The organism is Candidatus Methylomirabilota bacterium, assembly GCA_035764725.1.
Taxonomy (GTDB): domain Bacteria; phylum Methylomirabilota; class Methylomirabilia; order Rokubacteriales; family CSP1-6; genus DASRWT01.
This window is the reverse complement of the sequence record DASTYT010000013.1, coordinates 45984-68755: the sequence shown is the minus strand read 5'-3', so window position 1 is coordinate 68755 and position 22772 is coordinate 45984. Positions and strand designations below refer to the sequence as shown.

Sequence of the window (22772 nt, the reverse complement as noted above, 5' to 3'; positions counted from 1 at the left end):
GCCGAGGTATGTCATCCGCCCTCGCCGTGCGCCTGGCCGCGTACCTGCTCGTCGCCGACGGGCTGGCGGCGCTCGTGCTCGCCGGCCTGCTGGGGCCCGCGGGCCTCGTGGTGGTGGGCCTCGCGCTCCTCCTGAGCTGGTGGCAGGCGGCCATCCGCGCCCGCATCCACACGCGCGCGCTGGGCGCGGGGCTCGTGGTGGTGGCCGCGGTCGCCTCCACGATGGACCTCCTGTATCTCGCCGAGACCGTCCTCGACGGGCTCGTGCACATGCTGCTCTTCCTGGTCCTCGCGCGCCTCTTCACGTCGGACTCGGTGAAGGACGCGCGCACCGTCGCCTTCCTCGCCTTCTTCATGCTGGTGGCCGCCTCCTCCGCCGCCTTCGGCGTGGGCTTTCTCTTCGTCTTCATCGCGTTCCTGCTGCTGTCGACCTGGCTGCTGCTCCTCCAGCACATCCTCGTGGAGTCCGAGCCCGCCCCCGATCGCGTGGTGGCGGGGTCTCCACAGTGGGCGAGCCCGCGCATGCTGCTGGGCCTCGCCGCCGCCGCCTCCATCGTCACCTTCCTCATCACCACCGCGCTCTTCTTCGTGATCCCGCGCGTGGGCCTTGCCGCGCTGCCGTTCCACGGCAAGATCGGCTCGCTCGTGACGGGCTTCTCCGACCGCGTCGAGCTGGGCGCCTACGGGCAGATCCAGAACGACGCCACCGTCGCCATGCGTGTCCACGTTCCCGGCGAGATCCCCGAGGAGGCGCTGCCGCTGCTCCGGTGGCGCGGCATCGTCTTCGACGAGTTCGACGGCCGCGCGTGGAGCGCCAGCCACATCCAGCGGGCGACGCTGCGCCGCTCGCTGGCCAGCGACTACCGCGTGGGGACGTACCGAGGCCGGGGCCCCCTCGTGACGCAGGAGGTCTTCCTCGAGCCCATTGGCACCGAGGTGATCTTCAGCGCGACGCGCGCGCTGCGCCTCGAGGCGCGCGCGCCCGAGATCACCGTCGACGACACCGGCACCGTGACCATCCCCTCCGCGTCGGCGCGCCTGCACTACCGGGTCGAGTCGGAGCTGGAGGTGCCGCCGCCGAGCGTGGGACGCCGGGCAGCCCACATGCTGGGGGAGGAGCCGATGCCGGTGGGGGTGCGCTACCTCCAGCTCCCCGAGCTGGCGCCGCGCGTCGCCGAGCTGGCCCGCGGCGTCACTGCGGGCGCGCGCGGCCCCCGCGACGCGGCCCAGCGCCTGACCGACCATCTCTCGCGGCAGTATCGCTACTCGCTAAAGCTCGAGCGGCGCACGAAGCTGCCGCCGCTGGAGGAGTTCCTCTTCGAGACGCGGGCGGGCAACTGCGAGTACTTCGCCGCCGCCCTGGCGGTGATGCTGCGCACCCAGGGCATTCCCGCGCGGGTCGTGGCCGGCTTTCAGCGGGGGGAATGGAACCCCTTCGGCCGCTACTTCACCGTCCGCATGCGCGACGCGCACGCCTGGGTGGAGGCCTACGTGGCCGGGACGGGCTGGATCACCCTCGATCCCTCGCCGCGCGCGGAGCCGGAGACGACGGCGTCCGGCGCGGCACAGTATCTCGACGCGCTACGCCTGCGCTGGTACCGCTACGTCATCAACTGGAGCCTGCGCGATCAGGTCGAGGTCGCGACGACCATTCGCCGGCAGGCGAGCTCATGGCGCGTCGACTGGACGGCCCTCCGCGCGTGGCGCCCGCCCGCGGTCGCGTACCCGCCCGCGGGCGGAGTAGCGTTGCTTATCGCGTGGTGGCTGTGGCGCCGGCCGCGCGTGGGGGCGGCGGGGCGTGGCGCGGACCGGATGCCGGGATTCTACGCGCGGGCGCTGCGCGTGCTCGCGCGGCGCGGGCTGGCGCCCGGTGCGGGGGAGACGGCGCGCGAGTTCGGGGCGCGGGCCGCGGCGACGCTGCCCGGCGCCGCTTCGGCGCTGGCCCGCCTCACCAACGGCTACGAGCGCGTGCGATTTGGCGAAGCGACCCTCGACGCGGGCGAGCGCGCGGACCTCGACGCCTGCGTTCTCTCCCTCTCCGCCCAGAGGGGGAGAGGGTCAGGGTGAAGGGGCGGCTCTACCTTCGACGCCACGCGGCGACGTTGGCCTCGATCTGCCGCGAATGCTCCTCGAGGTGCGCGGCGTAGATGCGGAGCCAGTCTTCCGCCGTGTAGCCGCCGGACTGGGAGTGACGCCCCGCACGCCCCCACACGTCTTCGGGCAGCCGTCGCAGGAGAGCGACCGTATTCGCCCGCACCGCATCCACCGTCGCCAGCGCGAGCTCGAGCGGATGCGCGTGATAGTCGAAGGCGACCGCCCAGTTCACCTCGTCGTAGCCCTGGATCAGCACCGGATCGGGCTCGGCCGCGAGGAAGCGGATGCGCCCGGCTGCCTGCGTCTCCGAGTCCGCGCAGTGCACGGCGACCTCGTGCGCGGACCACTCCCGGGGGGCCGGCCGCCAGGTGAGCGCCTCCGCCGGCACCGCGGCGATCGCCGCGCGTAGCCGGGCCGGGCCCGCCGCATAGTTGTCGATGAGGGTGCGCCGCTCGGCCGCCGTCAGGGCCATGGGGTCCTCCTTCTCGTCACCCTACGTTACACTGAGCCGCCCATGCTCGAGCTCGGCCAGGTGATCCTCGGCGTGCGCGACCTCGACGCGGCGACTCGACGCATGGAGGCGCTCGGCTTCACCGTCCTCGCCGGCGGCGTGCACCCGGGTCTCGGCACCGCCAACCGCATCATTCCGCTCGGCCGGCAGTACCTCGAGCTGCTCGGCGTGGTCGATCACGCCCTCGCGGAGGCGCAGTGGTACGGCCAGGCCCTCCTGGCGCGCATCGCCGACGGTGACCGCCTCGTGCGCTGGTCGCTGCGCACGGACGACATCGACAAGGTCGCGCGCACTCACGGCCTCGTGCCCGAGCGGCGCCGGCGCATTCGCCCCGACGGTCGCCCGCTCAGCTGGCAGGCCGCGGGCCTGCGCGAAGCGGCGGCCGAATCGTGGCCGCCGTTCTTCATGCAGTGGGACGACCCCGCGGATTTCCCCGGCGCGATTCCGGTGCGGCACGCGAACGGCGCTCATGGGGTGGCGTGGCTGGAGGTGACGACGCCCGATCCGGAACGGCTCGATCGATTGTGCGCCGGCGCCGAAGCCCCCCTTCGCCTCGGGGCCGGCGCTCCGGGGCTCGGGCGCGTGGCGGTGGCGACGGAGGAGGGGGAGCTGATTCTCGGGCTCGGGTGCCGAGCGTGAGTCCACGGCCATGACCCTCAACGCCCGCGCGTGGCTCGCGCTGGCGACTCTCGCGATCGTGATGGGCCTGGTGCTCTTCGTGGGCGCCGGCACCGTCCACTACGGGCAGGCCTGGGTCTACCTCGCGGTCTTCTTCGGCATCTCCGCTTTCGTCACGGTGTATCTGATGCGACGGGATCCCGCGCTGCTCGAGCGCCGGATGCGCGGCGGGCCGACCGCCGAGCCGGAGCCGTCCCAGCGGATCATCATGTGGCTCGTGTCGCTCGGCTTCACCGCGCTGGTGGTGGTGCCCGCGCTCGATCGGCGATTCGGCTGGTCGCACCTTCCGTCCTGGGTCGCGCTGGCGGGTAATGCCCTGACGGTGGTTGGCTTCTCCCTCATCTTCCTCGTCTATCGCGAGAACACCTACGGTGCGGCCACCATCCGGGTCACGGCGGATCAGCGCGTCATCTCCACCGGGCCCTACGCGGTGGTGCGCCACCCGATGTACGCGAGCGCGTCGCTCTATCTCATCGGCACGCCGCTGGCGCTCGGCTCCCTCTGGGGGCTGGTCGCGCTCGTCCTCATCGTGCCCGCGCTGATCTGGCGGCTGCTCGACGAGGAGCGGCTCCTGGCTCGCGATCTGCCGGGCTATACGGAGTATCAGCGCCGGGTGCGCTACCGCCTGCTCCCGGGCATCTGGTGAGGGGATTGTGCGCGGCTAGCCGAGACGCCGGTGCTCGACCAGCAGGCAGTGGTCCTGCACCACGCGGATGCCTGCCCGCGCCAGCCGCTCCGCCGCGACATCGTTGACGATGCCGAGCTGGAACCAGGCCACGCGCGGGCGCGCGGCGATGATGTCGTCGACGTGGGGCGGGATGTCCTTCGAGCGGCGGAACACGTTCACCATGTCCACCGGCGGCGGCACCGCAGCCACCGTGCGGTACACCGGACGGCCCAGGATCTGCTTCACGTCGGGGTAGTACACGGGCACGGGCACGATGTCGTAGCCTGCGCGCGCCATGTACTCGGGCACGTAGAAGGCGGGCTCACCGCGCTGCGCTTCCGTCTTCATGCCGAGCACGGCGATGCGGCGGCACTCGCGCACGATGGCCGCGACGTCGTCGCGCGCGGTCACGAGATTGTCGGTCCACTCGCCCATGTGGCCAGTCTAGCACTGTGCTAGCCTGAGCCCCGGGGAGGACAGGCCATGGCGATCCGGATCACCCGCGTGTACACACGCGCCGGCGACGGCGGCGAGACGGCACTGGTCGGCGGCCGGCGCGTTGCCAAGGATGCGCCGCGGATCGAGGCCTATGGCACCATCGACGAGCTCAACGCGGTTATCGGCCTGGCGCGGGTCTTCAACGCGGAACAGCTGAAGAAGGGCAAGGACTACCGCTGGCTCGACGAAGTGCTCCGCCGCCTCCAGAACGAGCTGTTCGACCTCGGCAGCGAGCTGGCCACGCCCGAGGACGCGGTCTACGAGGGCATGCACCGGGTCGGCGAGACCGAGGTGAAGGCGCTCGAGCAGCTCATGGACCGGTGCCAGAAGGATCTCAAGCCGCTCAAGTCCTTCGTCCTCCCCGGCGGCGGCCGCGTGGGCGGCTTCCTCCATCAGGCGCGCACCGTGTGCCGCCGCGCCGAGCGGCGCGTCCTCGCGCTCGCGCGCGTCGAGAGCCTCTCGCCATGGCCGCTCAAGTACGTGAACCGTCTCAGCGACCTCCTCTTCGTGCTCTCGCGGTGGGTGGGCCAGCGGCTCGGCGAGACCGAATACCTCTGGGAGCGCGGGCTCGCCGGCCATGACCGCGCGCGCCGCTGAGGCGTCCGGCTACCGCATCCGCCGCGCCACCGCACAGGATCACGAGGCGGTGGCGCGCGAGCTCCACGCCTATCTCGCCTGGCTGGGCGAGGAGCTGGATGGCGAGGGGCTCGACAAGGACATCGCCAACTGGCAGGCGGCCTACGACGGGCGGCGTGGCTCTCTCCTCGTGGTGGAGGATCCGGTGGGGCTCGTGGTGGGGACCGCCGCGGTGCGGGTGCTCGAGCCCGGCGTGGGCGAGGTCAAGCGCATGTGGATTCGCCCGGTGCATCAGGGCAAGGGCCTCGGCCGACCGCTGATGGACGCCTGCCTGACCGAGGCGCGTGCGCTGGGCTGCGCGCGACTGCGTCTCGACAGCGAGGATCGCCTGGCCGCGGCGGTCCATCTCTACCGCGCCTACGGCTTTCAGGAGATCGCGGACTACAACGGCAACGCGCGCGCCAACATCTGGATGGAGCGCGCCCTATAGCTCCCGGCGACGTGCAGGACGTGGCGGCCCCGCGGCCGGCCACGGTGGCCCCGCGCGGCATGGTGACCTGCTCGCACGTGCTCGCCTCCACGGCGGGCGTGGAGATGCTCCGTGGCGGTGGCTCGGCGGTGGACGCGGCCATCGCCGCCGCTGCCGTGCTGAGCGTCGTGTACCCGCACATGACCAGTATCGGCGGCGACTCCTTCTGGCTGGTGCATCCGGCGCGCACGGGCGGCGTGCGCTTCCTCGACGGCGGCGGCCGCGCGCCCGCCGCGGCGACCATCGCCGCGTTCGAGGCCCGGGGGCTCGGGGAGGTGCCGTATCGGGGCGTGCTGCCCGCGACCGTCACCGTGCCCGGCGCGATCGACAGCTGGCTCGAGGCCCATGCCGCGTACGGGCGGCTGCCGCTGCCGCGCGTGCTCGCGCCCGCCATCGAATGCGCGCGCGACGGCTTCCCGGTGGGCGCGCGGCTCGCCTACTGGATCGCCTCCGTGGCGACGATGCTCGCGGAGAGCCCGGAGGCGGCGGCGGTTTTCTTGCCGGGAGGCCGGCCGCTCGGCGAGGGGCAGCGCCTGCGCAATCCCGACCTCGCGCGTACCCTCGAGGCCATCGCCGGCGCGGGCCGCGGCGGCTTCTACGAGGGCGAGGTGGCCCGCGAGATCGCGCGCTGGTCGCGGGCCCGCGGCGGGCTCATCGAGGAGGGCGATCTCCGGGCCCAGCGCGCGCGCTGGGGCGAGCCGCTGTCCTCGACCTACCGGGGCATCACGCTCTACGAGACCCCCCCGCCGACGCAGGGGGTCTCGGTGCTCCAGATGCTCCGCCTCATCGAGCCGTACGACCTCGGCGCCATGGACTATCTCGGGCCCGATCACGTCCACCTGCTCGTCCAGGCCAAGCAGATCGCCTTCCACGACCGCGACCGCGTGCTGGCCGATCCCGATTTTGCGAAGGTCCCGGTGGAGCGGCTGCTATCGCCGGACTACGCGGCGGAGCGCCGCCGCCTCGTCGACATGCGGCGCGCCCTGCCCTGGGACGAGGTGCCGAGCTTCGGCACGCTCGCCGGCGACACTGTCTACGTCGCCGCGGTGGACGCCGAGGGCAGCGCCGCCTCGCTGATCCACAGCGTCTACGGCCTCTTCGGCGCGGGCGTGGTGGCGGGGCGCACCGGCGTGGTCATGCAGAATCGCGGCGCCTACTTCAGCCTGGATCCCACGCACCCCAACCGTCTCGAGCCGGGCAAGCGGCCGCTGCACACGCTCATCGCCTCGCTCGCGTTCCGGGGTGATCGCCCCTGGCAGGTGATGGGGTGCATGGGGGCGGACGGGCAGCCGCAGATCCATCTCCAGGCCTACACGGCCATGATCGACTTCGGCCTGGACGTGCAGCAGGCGATGGAGGCGCCGCGCTGGCTCTCCGGCCGCTTCGGCCTGCTGGAGCCCCGCGACCTGCTGAACCTGGAGGGCCGCTTCCCGCCGGCGACGGGCGCGGAGCTGGCGCGGCGGGGCCACACCGTCAACCAGTGGGGCCCGTGGAACGAGCGGGCCGGGCACGCGCACGGCATCACGATCGACCCCGCCACGGGTGCGCGCCACGGCGGCTGCGACCCGCGCAGCGACGGCGTCGCCCTGGGCTACTGAGGACCTCGGGCACGACAGAGGGGAACGACATGCCATATCAGGTCTACGCCCTCAAATACGCGGAGCGGGACACCCAGCAGTGCACGTTCTTCTTCCGCGAGCCGTCCACCGCCACGCTCACGCTGCACTTCTACCTGTGGGTGATCCTGGGCGGGCCGTATCCCGTGGTGCTCGACACGGGCTTCTCCGCCGCCGACGCGCAGCGGCGCGAGGCGCGCAAGTGGGTGAGCCCGGCGGAGATGCTGAGTCGCGTGGGCGTGAAGGCCGCCGACGTGCCCGTGGCGCTGATCTCGCATCTGCATTGGGATCACTGGGACGGCTATCCGTTCTTCACGGGCGCGCGCTTCTGGATCCAGAAGGAGGAGATGCAGTTCTGGACGGGCTTCGCCGGCCAGTACGCACACTACCGCATGTTCGCCGAGGCGGAGCCGCTCGCCGACCTCGTCAAGCTGAACTACGCGGGGCGGGTGCGGCTGGTGGAGGGCGAGATCCCGGTGCTGCCGGGTATCACCGCGCACTGGGTGGGTGGCCATACCGCGGGGCTGCAGGTGGTCTCGGTGGAGACCGCGAAGGGCACCGTGGTGCTGACCTCGGACGCCTCGCACTTCTACCGCAACATCGAGCGGCGTGATCCGGTACAGATCATCACGAGCCTGCCCCAGATGCTGAAGGGCTTCGACCGTATCGACGAAATAGCGGGCAGCCCGGATCGCGTCGTCACCGGCCACGATCCCGAAGTCGCGAAGCGCTTCGAAGAGCTTGAGCCGGGAATCGTGAAGATCGCCTAGGCGAGCGGCCCGCGGCCCGCCCGGGCGCGGCAGCGCGCCTAGCCGCCCAGTTCTTTACGCACGAGGGCCGCTCCCGCGGCCAGCGCGCGCAGCTTGCCCTCGGCCACCTCGCGCGCGAGCGGGACCATGCCGCAGTTGGTGCAGGGGAAGACGCGCGCGGCCGGCGCATGCTTCAGCCCCTCGCGGATCACGCGCGCCACGTCCTCGGGGGTCTCCACCGCGTCGGTGGCCACGTCCACCGCGCCCAGCAGGATGTCCTTCCCTTCGAGCAAGCCGATCAGCGAGATGGGCACCCGCGACGCCGCGCACTCGAGCGACACGCCGCCGATGCGGGAGCGCGCGATGAGCGGGAAGGTCCGCTCGTACTGGCGCCACTCGCCGCCCAGCGTCTTCTTCCAGTCGTTGTTGGCCTTGATGCCGTAGCCGTAGCAGATGTGCACGGCGGTGCGGCACCGCAACCCCTCGACGGCAGCGTCGAGGGCGGCGAGCCCCCAGTCGCGGACCTCGTCCATGTAGACGTTGAAGGCGGGCTCGTCGAGCTGGATCATGTCGACGCCGAGCGCCTCCAGCTCGCGGGCCTCTTCGTTGATGAGGCGGGCCAGGGCCATGCCGAGCTTGGCGCGGCTCCCGTAGTAGCCGTCGTGGATGGTGTCCACGATGGTCATGGGGCCCGGCATGGTGAACTTGAGCCGCCGGTCCGTGTGGGCCCGCGCGAAGCGCATCTCCGCGGAGTGGATGGGGCCGCGGCGGCGCACCGGCGCCGTCACGGTGGGGACGTCGGCCTTGTAGCGGTCGGCACGGATCCCGATCGTGACCATCCGGGTGAAGTCGACGCCGTCCAGCGACTCCACGAAGCCCCAGACGAAGTGGCGCCGGCTCTGCTCGCCGTCGGTGACGATGTCGATGCCCGCGCGCTCCTGCTCGCGGAGGGCGAGGATCACCGCGTCGCGCTTGGCTTCGTCGAGGGCGGGCCCCTCGACCCGCCACGGAGCCCAGAGGGTGCGCGGCGGCGCCAGCCACGTCGGCTTGGGCAGGCTTCCCGCGATCGTGGTTTCGAGCACCGCCCTGCATGGTATCATGCCGCCATGATTCGACTCATCGCGCTGACCGCGCTCGTGGCGCTTGCGGTCCCCCTCGGGGCATGCTCGCTCGATCCCGAGAAGCAGTGGTACAAGCCGGGCGGCAACTACACCGCCGCCGACTTCGATCGTGACACCAAGGCCTGCACCAAGGACCGCGTGCTCAACGAGGCGTGCCTCCAGGAGCGGGGCTGGGTGCCCCTGTCCGGCGACATCGTGAAGAAGCAGGCGGAAAAGCCGCCTGCCGGCTCCGCCAACCGCTATTAGTCTCCGCGCGATCGTCTTCGACTTCGGCGGTGTCCTCTGGGACATGCGCTGGGAGGTGGCGCGCACGCTCTCCGAGGAGCACGGGCTCCCGCGCTCGTCCGTCTTCGAGACCCTCTACCGCACGGAGACGTGGCGCGACATCGAGCGGGGGATCGGCGATCCCGAAGCGTGGAAAGCGCGGGCCCACGCCCAGCTGGAGGCCCGCGCGGGCAAGCCCCTTCCGCCCCTGCACGAGACATGGCGCCTCTCGCAGCGGCCCATCGGCGGCAATCTCGACCTGGTCGAGCGGCTGCGGCCGCCCTACAAGGTGTCGGTCCTGAGCAACGCGGACGGCGCGCTTCGCGGTCGACTCGAGCGCGAGATGCGCATCCACCACCTCTTCGACGACATCGTGTGCTCGGCCGAGGTCGGCATGGCCAAGCCGGAGGCGGAGATCTTCCAGCTCGCCGCCTCGCGTCTCGCGGTGACGCCCGAGGAGTGCGTGTTCGTGGACGACTGGGACCAGAACGTCGAGGCGGCGAAGAAGATCGGCATGACCGGCGTGCTGTATCGCGTCGACAAGGGCGACGACCTGGCCGCGCTGCTCGCCGCCGTCGGCGTCCGGCCGCGCGCGTGAGGCCTCGCTAGTGCCGCGCATCGCCTGCTTCATCAACGCGGGCGCCGCCCTCGCGGACGCCGTCGCCCTCGCCGCCCGGGCTGACACGCTCGGCTACGACAGCGTGTGGACTACGCACGGGCTGGGGCGCGACGCGCTGCTCGTGCTGGGCGCCTACGGCGCCGCCGCGCCGCGCATCGGGCTCGGCAGCGGCGTGATCCCGATCTACCCGCGTCATCCCGTGCTCCTCGCGCAGGAGGCGCTCACCCTCGCCGATGTCAGCGGCGGCCGGGTGCGGCTCGGCATCGGCGTCAGCCACGCGCCCATGATGGCGCAGGCGCTCGGCCTCGACATGGGCCGCCCGCTGGACGTGATGCGCGAGTACGTGGCGGTCCTGCGTGGGGCACTGACGGGTAAGGTCCAGCACAAGGGCGCCCGGTATCAGGTGACGTGGCAGAGCGGGCTGCCCCGCCTGCCGGAGCCTCCGTCGATCCTGCTCGGCGGCCTCGGCACCAAGATGCTGGAGCTCGCCGGCGAGGTCGCCGACGGCGCCGTGCTGTGGCTGGCCGCGCCGGACTACATCCGCCGCGAGGCCCTGCCCGCCATCCGCCGCGGCCGCGAGCGCGCGGGCAAGCCGCTGGCCGGCTTCGAGGTCGTCGCCGCCGTGCCCGCCGCGATCACGGTGGACCGCGGCGCCGCGCTGGGCACCTTCCGGACCGAGCTGACGCGGTATCTCGCGCTGCCGTTCTACCGCGCGATGCTCGAGAAGAGTGGCTTCCGCGGGGAGATCGCGGCGTACGACAAAGCGCCGGGGCCCGAGGCGGTGCCGGAGCGCCTGCTCGGCGCCCTCGGCGCCATCGGGGACTATCGCGCGCTCGCTGCCTTCGTGGCGGCGCATCGCGACGCCGGCGTCACGCTGCCGGCCGTCCGTCCCATCGGCTTCCCCGACGCCCCGCACTACCTCTCCACTCTCGAGGCGGGCGCGACCTGCTGACGCGGTGGGCACCGGCCGGGTTCCGTATCGCGACCTGAGCGCGCTGCTGCGCGCGCTGCCCGTTCGCCCCGAGGACCCTGGCACCGCACGTCTCGTCGCCCGGCTGCGCGGGGTGCGTCGGGCGGGCGAGTTTGGACGGCGCGACTTTCTCGACATGTGCCGCTGGAAGAGCCCGCGCGCGATGCTCCACTACCGGCGTCACTCCGCGGCCACCGTCCGGCGCGTGTCGCGGGCCGTGCTCGCCACGCGCGACGAGGCGCGGCGTATGACGCTGCTCACCGCGCTCAAGGGGGTGAGCGTGCCCACCGCATCCGCCATCCTCACGCTCCTCGAGCCCCGGCGCTACGGCGTGCTCGACATCCGCGTCTGGCGGCTCCTCCACGCGATCGGCGCCGTGCGCGCGCGGCCGGACGGCCGCGGCTTCGGGGTGTCCCACTGGCTGGAGTTCTTGACGTTGATCCGCGCGGAGGCGCGAGCCCTTGGCCTGACCGCGCGTGCCGTCGAGTGGATGCTGTTCGGCTACCACCAGACGGTGCAGACGGGCCGGCTCTACGAGCCGGTGGCGCGGCCGCGGAAGAGCGTGAAGGCGCCCGCGGCGCCGGCCAGGAAGAGGGGCGCGCCCAGGACCCAGCGTTGACGGGTCCGCGCCCGCGCGCGGTGGGTGGCCAGCACCAGCCGATCGCCCGCCGCGATCTCCCCGCGCCCCGCCAGGAATTGCCGGAGGCGCTCCTGCTTCTCCGGCGTAAGCTCGCGGCGGCCCCATCGCGCGTCGTCCTGCAGCGCGCGCAGGCGGGTCAGCTCGGCCTCGGCGCCAGCGAGGGCGCGGCGGCTCTCGGTGTCCGCCTCGCGCTCGGCCGGCGTGAGGAAGAGGTGCCGCACGGCGGGGACGCCGGCCTCAAGCAGATCGAGCCACGGGTGATCCATCGCTGGGAAGAGGAGGAGCAGCAGGCCACTCAGCGCCACCGCGCCGCAGACGATGCCGGCGGCGCCGCGGAGCGCGCGCCACCCTCCGCGGCGGGCCGCCCCCGCGAGGGTGCCGGCCCCTCGGGCGAGCGCGGCGGCCGCCAGCACGGCGCCCAGACAGGTGACGACGCTGGCCCCGGTCGGGAGATCCCATCGGTACGCGGCGACGAGCCCCCCCGCCGAGGCGAGGATGCCGACGGTCCAGCCCACCGCCAGCCGCGCCGGCACTGACGTGACCACGAGCACGGCCAGCGCGGCGGGGATCACGAGATAGGCGAAGACGAGGAGCACGCCGGCCAGGCGCACCGAGCTCGTGACCACGAGGGCGAACGTCACGTAGAAGACGGCATCCCACACGACGACACGGCGGCCCCGCTCCCGCGCGCCGTTCCCGTCCAGCGAGATCTCGAGCAGCGGGCGGCGCACGAGCCAGTGGAGCGCGCCCACCGCCGCGTACAGCGCGGCGACGGCGCCCACCTCGGCGAGGGTGACGGTGAGGATGCTTCCCACCAGGAGCTGCTTGATCTGCTCGGCGCCCTGGGGCGCGCGGTCGAGCGCGAGGATCGCGGCGGCCGCTGACACCACGTACACGATCCCGATGATGGCCTCCTGCGGGAGGGCGACCCGGCGGGTGCGGGAGGCGGCGAGGAAGCCAGCGCCCGCCACCGCGAAGGCCAGCGCATACCAGTAGGCGGCCGGGCTCTGGATCGCATGGCCGGCCAGGAACGCCGCCGTGATGCCGAGCGCGGCGACCTGAGCGAGGGCCAGGTCCACGAAGATCACGCCGCGGGCGAGGACATGCAAGCCCAGATAGACGTGGATGCCGGTGAGGACGAGGCAGGCGAGAAAGGGCACTGCGAGGATGTCGAGCATGTCGCGGGACTCGGAACCTAGCGCGGGGCCGCCGCGGCGGCGGCCTCGACGAGGCGACGGATGTCGAGGTCGAAGAGGGTCAGGTAGTCGGTGGCGTCGGGATCCGCGCCCACCGACGCGGGCAGCGTAACCACGCGGGCGCCGCCGCGCGCGGCGACCTGGCTGACCACCGAGGGATTCGACCAGGGCTCGGCGATCACGAGCCGCACCGCGCCCTCTCGCATGTGGGTTGTCAGCGCGCCGAGCGACTGCGGGGAGGGCGGCACGCCGGGGCTCGGCTCGATGGCGGCCACGATGATGAGCCCGAATCGGCGCGCGAAGTATGGCCACGAGTCATGCGCCACCACCACGCGGAGGCCGCGCAGCGGCGCGGCGGCGCGCGTCCAGCGCGCGAGGCCGGCGTCGAGACGGGCCAGGAAGCGCGCGCGATTGGCGGTGAAGGCGGCCTGGTCCGCCGGCGCCACCCGCGCGAGCCCGCCGAGAATGCTCGCGGTGATGACGCGCGCGTTCTCGGGATCGAGCCAGTAGTGGGTGTTGCCGAGGCCGTGCACGTGCCCGCCTCGCGCGGGGCGCGCGCGCACCGTCTCCGCGTCGAGCAGTTCGATGCCGGTCGAGACGTCGAGATCGCCGCGCGCGCCGCGGGCCAGCGCGGGATTGCCTGCGGTCTGGACGGCGCGCGCCAGCCAGGGCTCGTGGTCGAGCCCGATGCGCACGAGCAGGGCCGCGTCGCGGAGCCGTGCGAGCTGCCCCGGCTTCACCTCGACGGCGTGGGGATCGTGGACGGCGGGGGTCAGGCTCTCCGCACGGACGCGGTCACCTCCCACCGCCTCCACCAGCGCCTTCAGATCGGTGGTGGTCGTGACGACGGACAGCGCGCCGCCGCCCCAGGCGGGGGCGGCGGCGAGCAGGAGGGCGGCGAGCAGCGCCGCGAGGCACGCCACCGGCTACTTCTTGGCGAACACGCTCTTGGGGATCATGCAGTGCACGCCCTTGCGGACGTCCACGACCTGGCTGACCCGGCAGTCGCCGACCATCGAGGTCAGCGCGTAGGCCTCGTACCGGTCCAGCGGCACCATCTTCTGCGCGGCCAGGAAGTCGACGGTCTCGCGCACGGCGGCGACCATCGCCTTGTTCAGGTCCTCGTCGAAGCCGGTCATGATCCAGTGGGTGCGCGTCTCGATGCGCGGCCACTCGAGCTTCATGTCCTTGCGCACGATGAGCTGCATGACGATCTCGCGGTACGAGCACTCGAGCGCGGTCAGATTCACCTCGCCGTTGCCCTGGCGGCAGTGCGAGTCGCCCGTCCACACGAGCCCACCCCTGAGGAAGATGGGAATGAAGATCGTGGAGCCTTCCTGCAGCTCGTTGATGTCCATGTTGGAGCCGTTCTTCCAGGGCCGCAGCGTGGACACCGGCGCCATGGGGTCGGTGGAGCCCCCCTTGCGGGGCGACGGATCCCTGGGGTCGATGCCGACGGCGAGGGTGCCGGGGAAAGGTTGCAGATCCACCGTGAGGCCGGGCTTGAACTCGGCCTGCCGCTTGTCCCAGTCGAGGTAGAAGTACTTGAGATAGCCGTTCGGCATCTCGGAGGCCAGCGCGCCGATGGTGGGGAAGTCCTTGCCGGGCAGGCTGAAGTTGGTCCCGAAGGCCTTGGGCACGATCTTCAGGATGCGGATCTCCATCACGTCACCGGGCTCGGCGCCATTGACGTAGATGGGCCCGGTGAGGGAGTGTGGGCCACCGCCGGGATTGGCGCGCCGGAGGGCGACGATCTCGTCCATGGTGGTGCCGGGGACGATCTTGTTGTGGGAATGCATCATGGTCTCGACGGCGACGGTGTCGCCGGAGTTCACCACGAGCTTGGGGGACTCGTGGGGATCGAGCCAGCCCCATTGCGTGGTCTCGAGCGTCGCCGGAAGCACGTGGTAGTTGCCGCCGGCGATCGGCACCGTGCGGTCGCGCTTCGATTCCTCGACCTGCTGGGCGGTGGCGTAGAGCCCCAGGCTCAGCAGAACGGCGGCGAGGGCGATACCGGTCGCGAGCCACCGGCGGGTCCGGAGTCGGGCCATGAAGGTCTCCTTTCGAGTCGCGGTTCGGGGTCTAGCCGCCCATCGCGACACTGCGGAGCGGGCCGTGCCGTGCCGGATTCTACCGCACCTCAGGTGCTTCCTTTCAGCGCCCGCCGCAGCTGGTCGACGTGATCCCCGTCGTGGGCGGCGAGGAGGCCCGCGAACTCGGCCAGCGTGAGCATTCCCCGGGCGGGATGGATGCCGCGCCGCGCCCACTGCGCGGGGGTGAGATGGCGCAGGAAGGCGAGCGACTCCGCCCGCCGGCGCCGGAAGGTCTCGAGAGCCTCGACGGTGTCGTTGCGCCGATACTGCCGATCGTCCACCCACCGCTCGGGCGCGCTGCCGTCGTCATAGCGGGGCTCGTCCAGGTCGAGCATGGCCTGGAAGAAGGCGAGGAAGGGCTCCTCGGTGTCCCGCACGTGACACACGATCTCCTTCGCGCTCCAGGCATGGGCGGAGGGACGTCGGGACAGGGCCGCGTCGTCCGCGCCCGCGATGGCTGCGGCGAGGTCGTCGGGGGTGCGCGCGAGGCGCGCGAGCGAGTCCTCCACAGGAGGGCCCTTCTCTACGGCGCCCTCGGCGTCGGTCACAAGCTGGTGAAAGAGGTGGGACTCTCGCGCGTAGAAGCCCTCGGTGTGGAAGGAGTCGCTCAGCTCGAGCCCCGCGTAGTCGAGATGATGCCCCACCTCGTGGAGCAGCGTGCGGAGAAAGGTGCGGAACGCGACCACCCGGCGCTGCTTGGCCGTGCGCATCCAGAGCGTGATCAGCGGCGCCTTCCCGCTGCGCGGCTCCGCTTCGTAGAGGCCGTGGAGCTCACCCCAGCGCGCGTGGGGCCGGACGGCGAGCACCTGCACCCGGACCGGCGGCAGCCGCAACGCGCCGGCCAGCGCGCTCACGAGCTGCTGGGCGGCTGCCTCCGTCGCCGCCCGCTCCTCGCCGGCGAGCGCGGCGGCGAGGGCAGCGACCCGCGTGCGCAGGGCCTCCGGGCTCGATAGCGGCACGGCGGTGATGGCGTCGCTGCGGAGATAGATTGCCTGCTGCGCGCGATTCAGCCGCTTGAAGTAGGCGAAGGGCATCCCCTCGCCATCTTACGACCGCGGGCGGCTAGCGGCCCGACCAGTTCGGCTTGCGCTTCTCGAGGAAGGCGCGGGCGCCCTCCAGGCGATCTTCGGTGGTGCGCAGCAACGTCGAGAGGTCCGCCTCGAGGCGAATGCCGTCGGCCAGCGGCAGGGCCATCCCACCCACCACCGCCTCCTTGGCGTAGCGCAGGGCGATCGGCGCCTTCGCGGCGATGGCGCGCGCGAAGGTGGCGGCGGCCCCGGCCAGCTCGGCCGCCGGCACCACACGCTCCACCAGTCCGATGCGGAGCGCCTCCTCCGCGGGTACCCGCTGGCCGGTGAGGATCATCTCGAGCGCCTTGCCGCGGCCGACCAGCCGGGGCAGCCGCTGGGTCCCGCCGCCGCCGGGGATGATGGCGAGGTTGATCTCGGTCAGGCCGAGCTGCGCATCGTCGGCGGCGATGCGGATGTCGCAGGCCAGCGCGAGCTCGAGCCCGCCCCCGAACGCGTAGCCGCGTATGGCGGCGATGATGGGCTGGGGACACCGGTCCATCGCCTGGCGGAAGTCGATGCGCTTGCGCTCCTCACGGAACTGCGCGGGCACCAGCGGCTCCACGAACTCGCGGATGTCCGCGCCCGCGGAGAAGGCGCGCTCGCCCGCGCCCGTGACCAGGGCCACCCGCACGGTGTCGTCGGTGGCGAGGCGCGTGAACACCTCGGTCAGCTCGCGGCGCATGGCGTTGTTCATGGCGTTGTGCACGTCGGGCCGGTTCAGGGTGACGGTGGCAACGTGATCGGCCACCTCATACCGGATCGCCTCGTAGGTCATGGCAGCGCGCTCCCTCTCGGATTGCGTTGGCTCGATAGTTGGTGGAAGATCGCGGGACTGTCGCGGCGACGCGGCGAAAAGGGGCGTGGGCATGCGGCTCGACCGGCGGTCATTCGTTCGGCTCGTGGGGACGGGAGCCATCGTCTGGGCCCACGCCGGCTGCACACAAGGACGCTTTCCGGGACCTCGAGAGCCGTATTCGGCGACCCGGCGGCCGGTCATCGGCTATCTCAGCGGCTGGTCCGCGGAGGAATCGAGGCCCATCGTCGCCGCGTTCCACGCGGGCTTGAAGGAAGCCGGCTACGTCGAGGGGATGAACGTCCTCGTCGAGTCCCGGTTCGCCGACGGCCAGGTCGACCGCATCCCCGACCTGGCCAAGGAGCTGGCGCGCCGCCCGGTGACCGTGCTCGTGGCCACCGGGGGGGCACAGACCGCCGTCCGGGCCAAGCCGATGGTGCCGCCCATCATGCCGATCGTCTTCGCGATGAGCGAGGATCCCGTCAAGCTCGGTCTGATGACCAACATGACCCGCCCGGGCAACAACGTCACCGGCATACGCTTCGTCATCGACGATCTGGCCACCAAGGGGGTCGAGATCGTCCACGAGCTCCTCCCCAAAGCGACGCTGGTCGGCTTCCTCGTCAACCCCGACGACCCCGACAGCGAGCCACGCACGCGCGGGGCCCAGACCGCCGCGGACGCGCTCGGGCTCAAGCTGGTCGTCGTGGGGGCGAGCACGGAGAGCGCGATCGACGCGGCCTTCGACGGGCTCGCGCAGCAGCGGGTGGGGGTGCTGCTCGTGGATGTCGCGCGGTTCCTGACCGAGCAGCGGCGCAAGATCACCGCCCTCGCCGCCCGGCATGCGCTGCCCACCGTGTATCCGCTGCGGGAGTTCGTGGACGCGGGCGGTCTCCTGTCCTATGGCATCAGCATTGCCGACGCGAACCGGCAACTCGGCATCTACACCACGCAGGTGCTTCGGGGCGCCCGGCCGGGGGACCTGCCGGTGATTCAGGCGACGAAGCACGAGCTCATCATCAACCGACGTGTGGCCCAGGTGCTCCTGCTGCCGGTGCCGAGGACGATGCTGGTCCGCGCCGACGAGGTGCGCGACTGAGCGGTCACGGCCCCGGCCGCTTGCCGCCCACGACCTGGCGGCGGCGGAGATCGGCGATCTCGTCGTCGCGGTAACCGGCCTCGCGCAGCACGGCGTCGGTATGCTGGCCCAGCGTGGGCGGCGGCCCCGCATCCTCGGCCTGGGTCTCCGAGAAGCGGAGCGGCTGGCCCATCAGCGACAGCGGCCCGATCTCGGGGTGGTCGTACTGCACCACCATCTTGTGGTGCGCCACCACCGGGTCCTTCATGAAGTCGAGCATGGTCTGCGTGCCCGCGGCGGGGATGTCGTGCTCGGCGAGGATGCGCAGCCAGACGTCTCGGGGCTTGGACGCGAAGGTTTCCTCCAGCAGCGTCATGAGCTGGTCGCCGTTGTCGCGACGGGCCAGCCAGGAGCCGAAGCGCGGATCGTCGGCCATCTCGGGGTGGCCGATCGCCTGGCAGAGCTTGCGCCAGAAGGACTGGTTGCCGACGGCGAGAAAGAGCCACTCGCCGTCCTGCGCCCGATAGATACGGTAGGTCGGTGTTTCCTTGTAGGTGCGCTCGAGGCCGGGATAGTCCACCACGCTCCCGGACTGTAGCGCCATCACGCCCTGCAGGAGCGAGGTGCGCACATGCTGGCCGCGGCCGGTGCGCTCGCGCACGAACAGGGCGGCGAGGATGGCCTGGCAGGACAGCGCCGCGGTGTAGTAGTCGGTGACCGCGATGCGCATGTATTTGGGCGGGCCGCCGAAGCCCTGCGTCGTCATCACGCCGCCCATGGCCTGGAGCAGGGGGTCGAAGCCGGGGCGCTCCCGGTAGGGCCCGTCGGGACCGAACGCGGTGACCGACGAATAGATGATGCGCGGATTGACGGCACGGAGGTCCTCGTAGCCCACGCCCAGGCGGTCCACCACGCCCGGCCGCATGTTCTCCATGGCCACGTCGGCGCGGCGGGCGAGGCGGTGCACGATGGCGCGCCCGTCCGGCTCCTTCAGGTTGACGGCGAGCGACCGTTTGCCGCGATTCCACCCGTAGAAGCCGGGCAGCTCGCGGAAGGAATCGCCCTCGAGGCCCTCGACCTTGATGACGTCGGCGCCGAGATCGGCCAGCATCATCGCCGCATAGGAGCCGGCGATGTACGACGTCAGGTCGACGACGGTGACGTTGGCGAGCGGGCCGGAGGTCATGAAGCGGAGGACACGTGCCTGGCGATGAGCTCGCGGTGATATTCGGCGTCGCCGAACTGCACCTCGAGCGACTTGGCGCGCTTGAAGTAGAGGTGGAGGTCGTACTCCCAGGTGAAGCCGATGCCCCCGTGCACCTGAATAGCCTCGCCGCACACCTTACGCGCCGACTCGCTGACGTAGGACTTGCAGATCGAGGCGGCGATGGCGGCGTCCTCCGCGCCCGCCTCCAGCGCCCACGCCGCGTAGTACACGGCAGAGTGGCTGTTCTCCACCTCCATCAGCATCTCGGCGCACTTGTGGCGAATGGCCTGGAAGGTGCCGATGAGCTGCCCGAACTGCTCGCGCACCTTGGCGTACCCCACCGCCATGTCGAGCGAGCGCCGCGCCGCGCCCAGCATCTCCGCCGAGGCGCACACGGCGGCCCGGCGCAGCGTGGACTCCAGGATGGCGCCACCGCCGCCCGCCCCGCCGACGAGGGCGTCCGCCCCGACGCGCGCGCCGTCCAGGCGCAGCTCCGACCAGCGCGTGGTGAGATCCATCCCGGTGACGGGCTTGAGGGCGGCGCCGGCCCCCTTGGGGTCCACCAGGAACAGCGAGAGGCCCTCGGGCCCGCGCGCGGGCACGAGCAGCGCATCCGCCACGTGCGCCCAGGGCACGAAACGCTTCACGCCGGTGAGCGCCCAGCCATCGCCCGCCCGGGCGGCGGTGGTGGTGATGCCGGCGGGGTCACAGTCGAGGCGGTCCTCCTGGAGGGCCGCGCTCAGGCGGGCGCGGCCGGAGGCGATGGCGGGCAGCCACTTCTCCTTCTGCGCCGCCGAGCCTCCGAGCAGGATGGGGAAGCCGCCCAGCACCACGCTGGCGAGGAAGGGGCCGGGATAGGCAGCGCGGCCCATCTCCTCGTGGATCAACGCGAGCTCGACGAGGCCCAGCCCGGCGCCGCCGTACTGCTCGGGGAAGGGAAGGCCGAGCCAGCCGAGCTTGGCCATCTCGCCCCAGAGGGGCTCCCCGTAGCCCGTCTTGTCGTCCATCATCGCGCGCACGTGCTCGGGCTTGCAGTGCTCGTCGAGAAGGGCGCGGACGGAGTTCTTCAGCAGGACCTGGTCGTCGCTGAACGAGAAGTTCATCGGGCGCCTCCCCGGTCCGCGCGCGACTCCTTGGGCAGGCCCAGGATGCGCTCGCCGATGACGTTCTTCTGGATCTCCGACGAGCCGGCGTAGATGGTGCCGGCGCGGGACCAGAGGAAGCCGTACGCCCAGGTGCCCATCTCGCCGACGGCGGTGTCGATCTCCAGCGCGAGCTCGGCGGGCGCGCCGTCGGTGAGCTGGCCGTAGGGCCCGAGGATCTCCTGCGCCACCTCCATGAAGCGCTTCTCGAACTCGGAATAGGAGAGCTTGGTGAGCGATCCGCCCGCGCCGGGATGCTCGCCCTTCTCCAGCTGCGTCAGCACGCGGAGCGCGTTGTAGCGCTCGACCTCGAGGTCGGCCCAGATCTTGCCGAGGCGCTGCCGTACCGTCGGGCTCTCCATGAGCGGGCGGCCGTTGCGCATGAGCTTCTTCGCCGCGCCGACCAGGCGGTGGTACTGCGCGGCATAGCCGGAGATGCGCGCCAGCGAGCGCCCGCCGCGCTCGTAGCCCAGCGTGGTGTTGGCGATGGCCCAGCCCTCGCCGAGCTTGCCGATCTGGTTCTCCTTCTCCACGCGCGCGTTCGTCATGAACACTTCACAGAACTCCGCCGAGCCCGTGATCTGCTTGAGTGGCCGCACCTCGACGCCGGGCTGGCGCATGCTCATGAGGAAGCACGTGATGCCCTTGTGTTTCGGGACCTTGGGATCCGTGCGGGCGAGGAGCAGACCCCAGTCCGCCACCTTCCCGCCGCTGGTCCAGATCTTCTGGCCGTTCACCATGAAGTGGTCACCCTTGTCCTCGGCGCTGGTCTTGAGCGAGGCGAGGTCGGAGCCGGAATTGGGCTCCGAGTAGAGCTGGCACCACATCTCCTCGGCGGTGAGGATCTTCCGGAGATACCGCTTCTTCTGCCACTCGTTGCCGTGCACCACGATGGTCGGCCCGACGATGCCGAGGCCGAGTCCGTTGGTGGGCGCCGGCGCGGCGGCGTGCGCCATCTCGTCGGCGACGATGGCCTGCTCCATGGGGCGGGCGCCCTGGCCGCCGTACTCCTTGGGCCAGCCCATCCCGAGGAAGCCGCCCTCGTAGAGCTTGCGGTGCCAGACCTTGCGTTCTTCCAACGTGCGAGGTGGGGAGAATGGCAGATTCCGCTCGAGCCACGTCCGCACCTGCTTGCGATACGCGACGTCTTCCGGGGAGTAGTTGAGATCCATGGCGGGCGCCTCCTGGGGCTGGCGGGTACGCCCGTTTCTAGCATGGGGCCCAGGGGCGGTCAACACGGCGCGAGACCACGCTATACTACCGCCCATGAAAGCCATCATCGTCGTCCTCGTGGTGCTGCTGGTGGTCGTGGGCGGCCTCTTCATGTGGGGTGTCGGGGTGAACAACCGGCTCGTGGCCTCCGAGCAGGGGGTCAACGCCGCCTGGGCCCAGGTGCAGACGGTGTATCAGCGGCGCGCCGACCTGATCCCAAACCTTGTCGAGACGGTGAAGGGCTTCGCCGCCCAGGAGCGCACGGTGCTCGAGGAAGTCACGAAGGCGCGCGCGAGCGCGTCCCAGATGACCCTCACGCCGGAGATGCTGAACGACCCCAACGCGCTCCGGAAGTTCCAGGAGGTGCAGAACCAGCTGGGCGGCGCGCTGTCGCGGTTGCTCGTGACCGTCGAGCGCTACCCTGACCTCAAGTCGAATCAGAACTTCCTCGCGCTGCAGAGCCAGCTCGAGGGCACCGAGAACCGGATCGCGGTCGAGCGTCGCCGCTACAACGAGGTGGTGCAGGGCTACAACACCCAGATCCGCGTCTTCCCCGCCAGCATGGTGGCCGCCTTCCGAGGCTTCAAGGAGAAGGCGTACTTCGAGGCCGCCCCGGGCAGCGAGGCCGCGCCCAAGGTCAAGTTCTAGGCGCTCGGCGAGTAGGCTCCCGTGCGCCCGATCCGCCTGGCGCTCGCGATCGCCCTCCTCGTCACCGCGCTGCCCGCGGTGGTCGCTCTCGCGCTGACCGTTCCCCCCGCGCCGACCCGGCGCATCAACGACTACGCGGGTGCGTTGAGTCTCGCGGAGCGCGATCGTCTCGAGGCCAAGCTTGCCGAGCGCGAGCGGACGAGCCAGAACCAGGTCGTGGTGGCGATCTTCCGCTCGCTTGAGGGCGAGAGCCTGGAGGATTTCTCGATCCGGCTCGCGGAGCGGTGGAAGATCGGGCAGAAGGGCCTGGACAACGGCGTCATTCTCCTCGTCTTCCTCGACGACCGGAAGCTACGCCTCGAGGTGGGCTATGGGCTGGAGCCCACGCTCACCGACGCGGTGACCTCGACGATCATCAACACTGTGATCGTGCCCCGCTTCCGCGAGCGGCAGATGGCGGTGGGGATCGAGGCCGGGCTCGACGCCATCGACGCGGCGATCCGGGGCGAGTTCCGCGCGGAGGCGCGCCGCGAGCCGCGGCGCAGCAACGATCGTCTCCCCGCCTTCGTCCCGCTCCTCTTCGTTGTGCTCGTGATCGTGGGGATATTCATGGCCGCCCAGCGGAACGCCGCGTACGCCCGCCGTCAGGGCTGGACCGGCGGCTCTCGTGGATGGGGCGGCCCGTATTATGGGGGCGGCGGATTCGGGGGCGGCGGATTCTCCGGCGGTGGATCATCCGGCGGCGGCTTCAGCGGCGGGGGCGGGTCCTTCGGCGGCGGCGGCTCGAGCGGAAGCTGGTAGG

The 22772-nt window shown here is 71.6% G+C and carries 25 protein-coding genes; 14 read left to right on the top strand and 11 right to left on the bottom strand.

Annotated features, from left to right (window positions below; genetic code table 11):
- Nucleotides 1-8 precede the first annotated feature (8 nt).
- Nucleotides 9-2066 (top strand): transglutaminaseTgpA domain-containing protein, encoded by a 2058-nt coding sequence (locus tag VFX14_01935; protein ID HEU5188428.1) that lies wholly within the window; start codon nt 9-11, stop codon nt 2064-2066.
- A 10-nt stretch (nt 2067-2076) separates the two neighbouring features.
- On the opposite strand, the gene VFX14_01930 is transcribed toward VFX14_01935, so the two are convergent.
- Entirely contained in the window at nt 2077-2565 is a 489-nt protein-coding gene (locus tag VFX14_01930) for a DinB family protein (GenBank protein HEU5188427.1), read from the bottom strand.
- Nucleotides 2566-2607: 42 nt separating this feature from the next.
- Between VFX14_01930 and VFX14_01925 the strand changes: the two genes are divergently transcribed.
- Complete coding sequence (locus VFX14_01925) at nt 2608-3243, top strand: VOC family protein (protein ID HEU5188426.1); 636 nt, start codon at nt 2608-2610, stop codon at nt 3241-3243.
- Between the two features lie 10 nt (nt 3244-3253).
- Nucleotides 3254-3928 carry an isoprenylcysteine carboxylmethyltransferase family protein gene (locus VFX14_01920; protein ID HEU5188425.1) on the top strand — a complete coding sequence of 225 codons (675 nt, stop codon included), beginning with the start codon at nt 3254-3256 and terminating at the stop codon, nt 3926-3928.
- A gap of 15 nt (nt 3929-3943) precedes the next feature.
- Here the strand turns inward: VFX14_01920 and VFX14_01915 are convergent, their stop codons facing one another.
- Nucleotides 3944-4384 (bottom strand): CoA-binding protein, encoded by a 441-nt coding sequence (locus VFX14_01915; GenBank protein HEU5188424.1) that lies wholly within the window; start codon nt 4382-4384, stop codon nt 3944-3946.
- A 48-nt stretch (nt 4385-4432) separates the two neighbouring features.
- On the opposite strand from VFX14_01915, the gene VFX14_01910 reads away from it, so the two are divergent.
- Genes VFX14_01910 through VFX14_01895 form a run of 4 tightly spaced genes read left to right on the top strand, consistent with a single transcriptional unit; the run spans nt 4433 to nt 7938 of the window.
- On the top strand, nt 4433-5044 hold the full coding sequence (locus tag VFX14_01910) for a cob(I)yrinic acid a,c-diamide adenosyltransferase (GenBank protein ID HEU5188423.1): 612 nt from the start codon (nt 4433-4435) through the stop codon (nt 5042-5044).
- Nucleotides 5025-5513 (top strand): GNAT family N-acetyltransferase, encoded by a 489-nt coding sequence (locus tag VFX14_01905; GenBank protein ID HEU5188422.1) that lies wholly within the window; start codon nt 5025-5027, stop codon nt 5511-5513. Before VFX14_01910 ends, VFX14_01905 begins: the two co-directional genes overlap by 20 nt.
- Before the next feature lie 20 nt (nt 5514-5533).
- Nucleotides 5534-7150, top strand: coding sequence for a gamma-glutamyltransferase (gene ggt / locus VFX14_01900; GenBank protein ID HEU5188421.1), 1617 nt, complete (start codon nt 5534-5536; stop codon nt 7148-7150).
- A gap of 29 nt (nt 7151-7179) precedes the next feature.
- Nucleotides 7180-7938: an N-acyl homoserine lactonase family protein gene (locus VFX14_01895; GenBank protein HEU5188420.1), complete on the top strand. Its 759-nt coding sequence runs from the start codon at nt 7180-7182 to the stop codon at nt 7936-7938.
- Between the two features lie 38 nt (nt 7939-7976).
- Here VFX14_01895 and VFX14_01890 read toward each other — a convergent pair whose 3' ends face one another.
- On the bottom strand, nt 7977-9017 hold the full coding sequence (locus VFX14_01890) for a methionine synthase (protein ID HEU5188419.1): 1041 nt from the start codon (nt 9015-9017) through the stop codon (nt 7977-7979).
- 6 nt (nt 9018-9023) lie between these two features.
- On the opposite strand from VFX14_01890, the gene VFX14_01885 reads away from it, so the two are divergent.
- The 4 genes from VFX14_01885 to VFX14_01870 are packed head-to-tail and all read left to right on the top strand — an operon-like array spanning nt 9024 to nt 11510.
- The gene (locus VFX14_01885; protein HEU5188418.1) at nt 9024-9284 is read left to right on the top strand and encodes a hypothetical protein; all 261 of its coding nucleotides are present in this window, start codon (nt 9024-9026) and stop codon (nt 9282-9284) included.
- The gene (locus VFX14_01880) at nt 9259-9900 is read left to right on the top strand and encodes an HAD family phosphatase (protein ID HEU5188417.1); all 642 of its coding nucleotides are present in this window, start codon (nt 9259-9261) and stop codon (nt 9898-9900) included. Before VFX14_01885 ends, VFX14_01880 begins: the two co-directional genes overlap by 26 nt.
- 10 nt (nt 9901-9910) lie before the next feature.
- Nucleotides 9911-10873, top strand: a complete 963-nt coding sequence (locus VFX14_01875; protein ID HEU5188416.1) for an LLM class flavin-dependent oxidoreductase — start codon at nt 9911-9913, stop codon at nt 10871-10873.
- Nucleotides 10874-10877: 4 nt separating this feature from the next.
- Complete coding sequence (locus VFX14_01870) at nt 10878-11510, top strand: hypothetical protein (GenBank protein HEU5188415.1); 633 nt, start codon at nt 10878-10880, stop codon at nt 11508-11510.
- On the opposite strand, the gene VFX14_01865 is transcribed toward VFX14_01870, so the two are convergent.
- The 5 genes from VFX14_01865 to VFX14_01845 all read right to left on the bottom strand — a co-directional run bounded on the left by VFX14_01865 (nt 11423) and on the right by VFX14_01845 (nt 16665).
- Nucleotides 11423-12709 (bottom strand): metal ABC transporter permease, encoded by a 1287-nt coding sequence (locus VFX14_01865; protein ID HEU5188414.1) that lies wholly within the window; start codon nt 12707-12709, stop codon nt 11423-11425. The genes VFX14_01870 and VFX14_01865 overlap by 88 nt on opposite strands.
- Nucleotides 12710-12726: 17 nt before the next feature.
- Nucleotides 12727-13650: a metal ABC transporter substrate-binding protein gene (locus tag VFX14_01860; protein HEU5188413.1), complete on the bottom strand. Its 924-nt coding sequence runs from the start codon at nt 13648-13650 to the stop codon at nt 12727-12729.
- Between the two features lie 3 nt (nt 13651-13653).
- Nucleotides 13654-14778: an acetamidase/formamidase family protein gene (locus VFX14_01855; GenBank protein HEU5188412.1), complete on the bottom strand. Its 1125-nt coding sequence runs from the start codon at nt 14776-14778 to the stop codon at nt 13654-13656.
- 89 nt (nt 14779-14867) lie between these two features.
- On the bottom strand, nt 14868-15854 hold the full coding sequence (locus tag VFX14_01850; GenBank protein HEU5188411.1) for a DinB family protein: 987 nt from the start codon (nt 15852-15854) through the stop codon (nt 14868-14870).
- A gap of 28 nt (nt 15855-15882) precedes the next feature.
- Complete coding sequence (locus VFX14_01845; protein ID HEU5188410.1) at nt 15883-16665, bottom strand: enoyl-CoA hydratase-related protein; 783 nt, start codon at nt 16663-16665, stop codon at nt 15883-15885.
- Nucleotides 16666-16756: 91 nt separating this feature from the next.
- Here VFX14_01845 and VFX14_01840 point away from each other — a divergent pair, with 91 nt between their 5' ends.
- The gene (locus VFX14_01840) at nt 16757-17782 is read left to right on the top strand and encodes an ABC transporter substrate-binding protein (protein HEU5188409.1); all 1026 of its coding nucleotides are present in this window, start codon (nt 16757-16759) and stop codon (nt 17780-17782) included.
- 4 nt (nt 17783-17786) lie between these two features.
- Here VFX14_01840 and VFX14_01835 read toward each other — a convergent pair whose 3' ends face one another.
- Genes VFX14_01835 through VFX14_01825 form a run of 3 tightly spaced genes read right to left on the bottom strand, consistent with a single transcriptional unit; the run spans nt 17787 to nt 21282 of the window.
- The gene (locus tag VFX14_01835) at nt 17787-18947 is read right to left on the bottom strand and encodes a CoA transferase (protein HEU5188408.1); all 1161 of its coding nucleotides are present in this window, start codon (nt 18945-18947) and stop codon (nt 17787-17789) included.
- The gene (locus tag VFX14_01830; GenBank protein HEU5188407.1) at nt 18944-20071 is read right to left on the bottom strand and encodes an acyl-CoA dehydrogenase family protein; all 1128 of its coding nucleotides are present in this window, start codon (nt 20069-20071) and stop codon (nt 18944-18946) included. The genes VFX14_01835 and VFX14_01830 overlap by 4 nt, the downstream gene beginning before the upstream one ends.
- The gene (locus VFX14_01825; GenBank protein HEU5188406.1) at nt 20068-21282 is read right to left on the bottom strand and encodes an acyl-CoA dehydrogenase family protein; all 1215 of its coding nucleotides are present in this window, start codon (nt 21280-21282) and stop codon (nt 20068-20070) included. Before VFX14_01825 ends, VFX14_01830 begins: the two co-directional genes overlap by 4 nt.
- A 94-nt stretch (nt 21283-21376) precedes the next feature.
- On the opposite strand from VFX14_01825, the gene VFX14_01820 reads away from it, so the two are divergent.
- Nucleotides 21377-21970 carry a LemA family protein gene (locus VFX14_01820; GenBank protein ID HEU5188405.1) on the top strand — a complete coding sequence of 198 codons (594 nt, stop codon included), beginning with the start codon at nt 21377-21379 and terminating at the stop codon, nt 21968-21970.
- 21 nt (nt 21971-21991) lie between these two features.
- The gene (locus VFX14_01815) at nt 21992-22771 is read left to right on the top strand and encodes a TPM domain-containing protein (GenBank protein HEU5188404.1); all 780 of its coding nucleotides are present in this window, start codon (nt 21992-21994) and stop codon (nt 22769-22771) included.
- Nucleotide 22772: the final 1 nt, after the last annotated feature.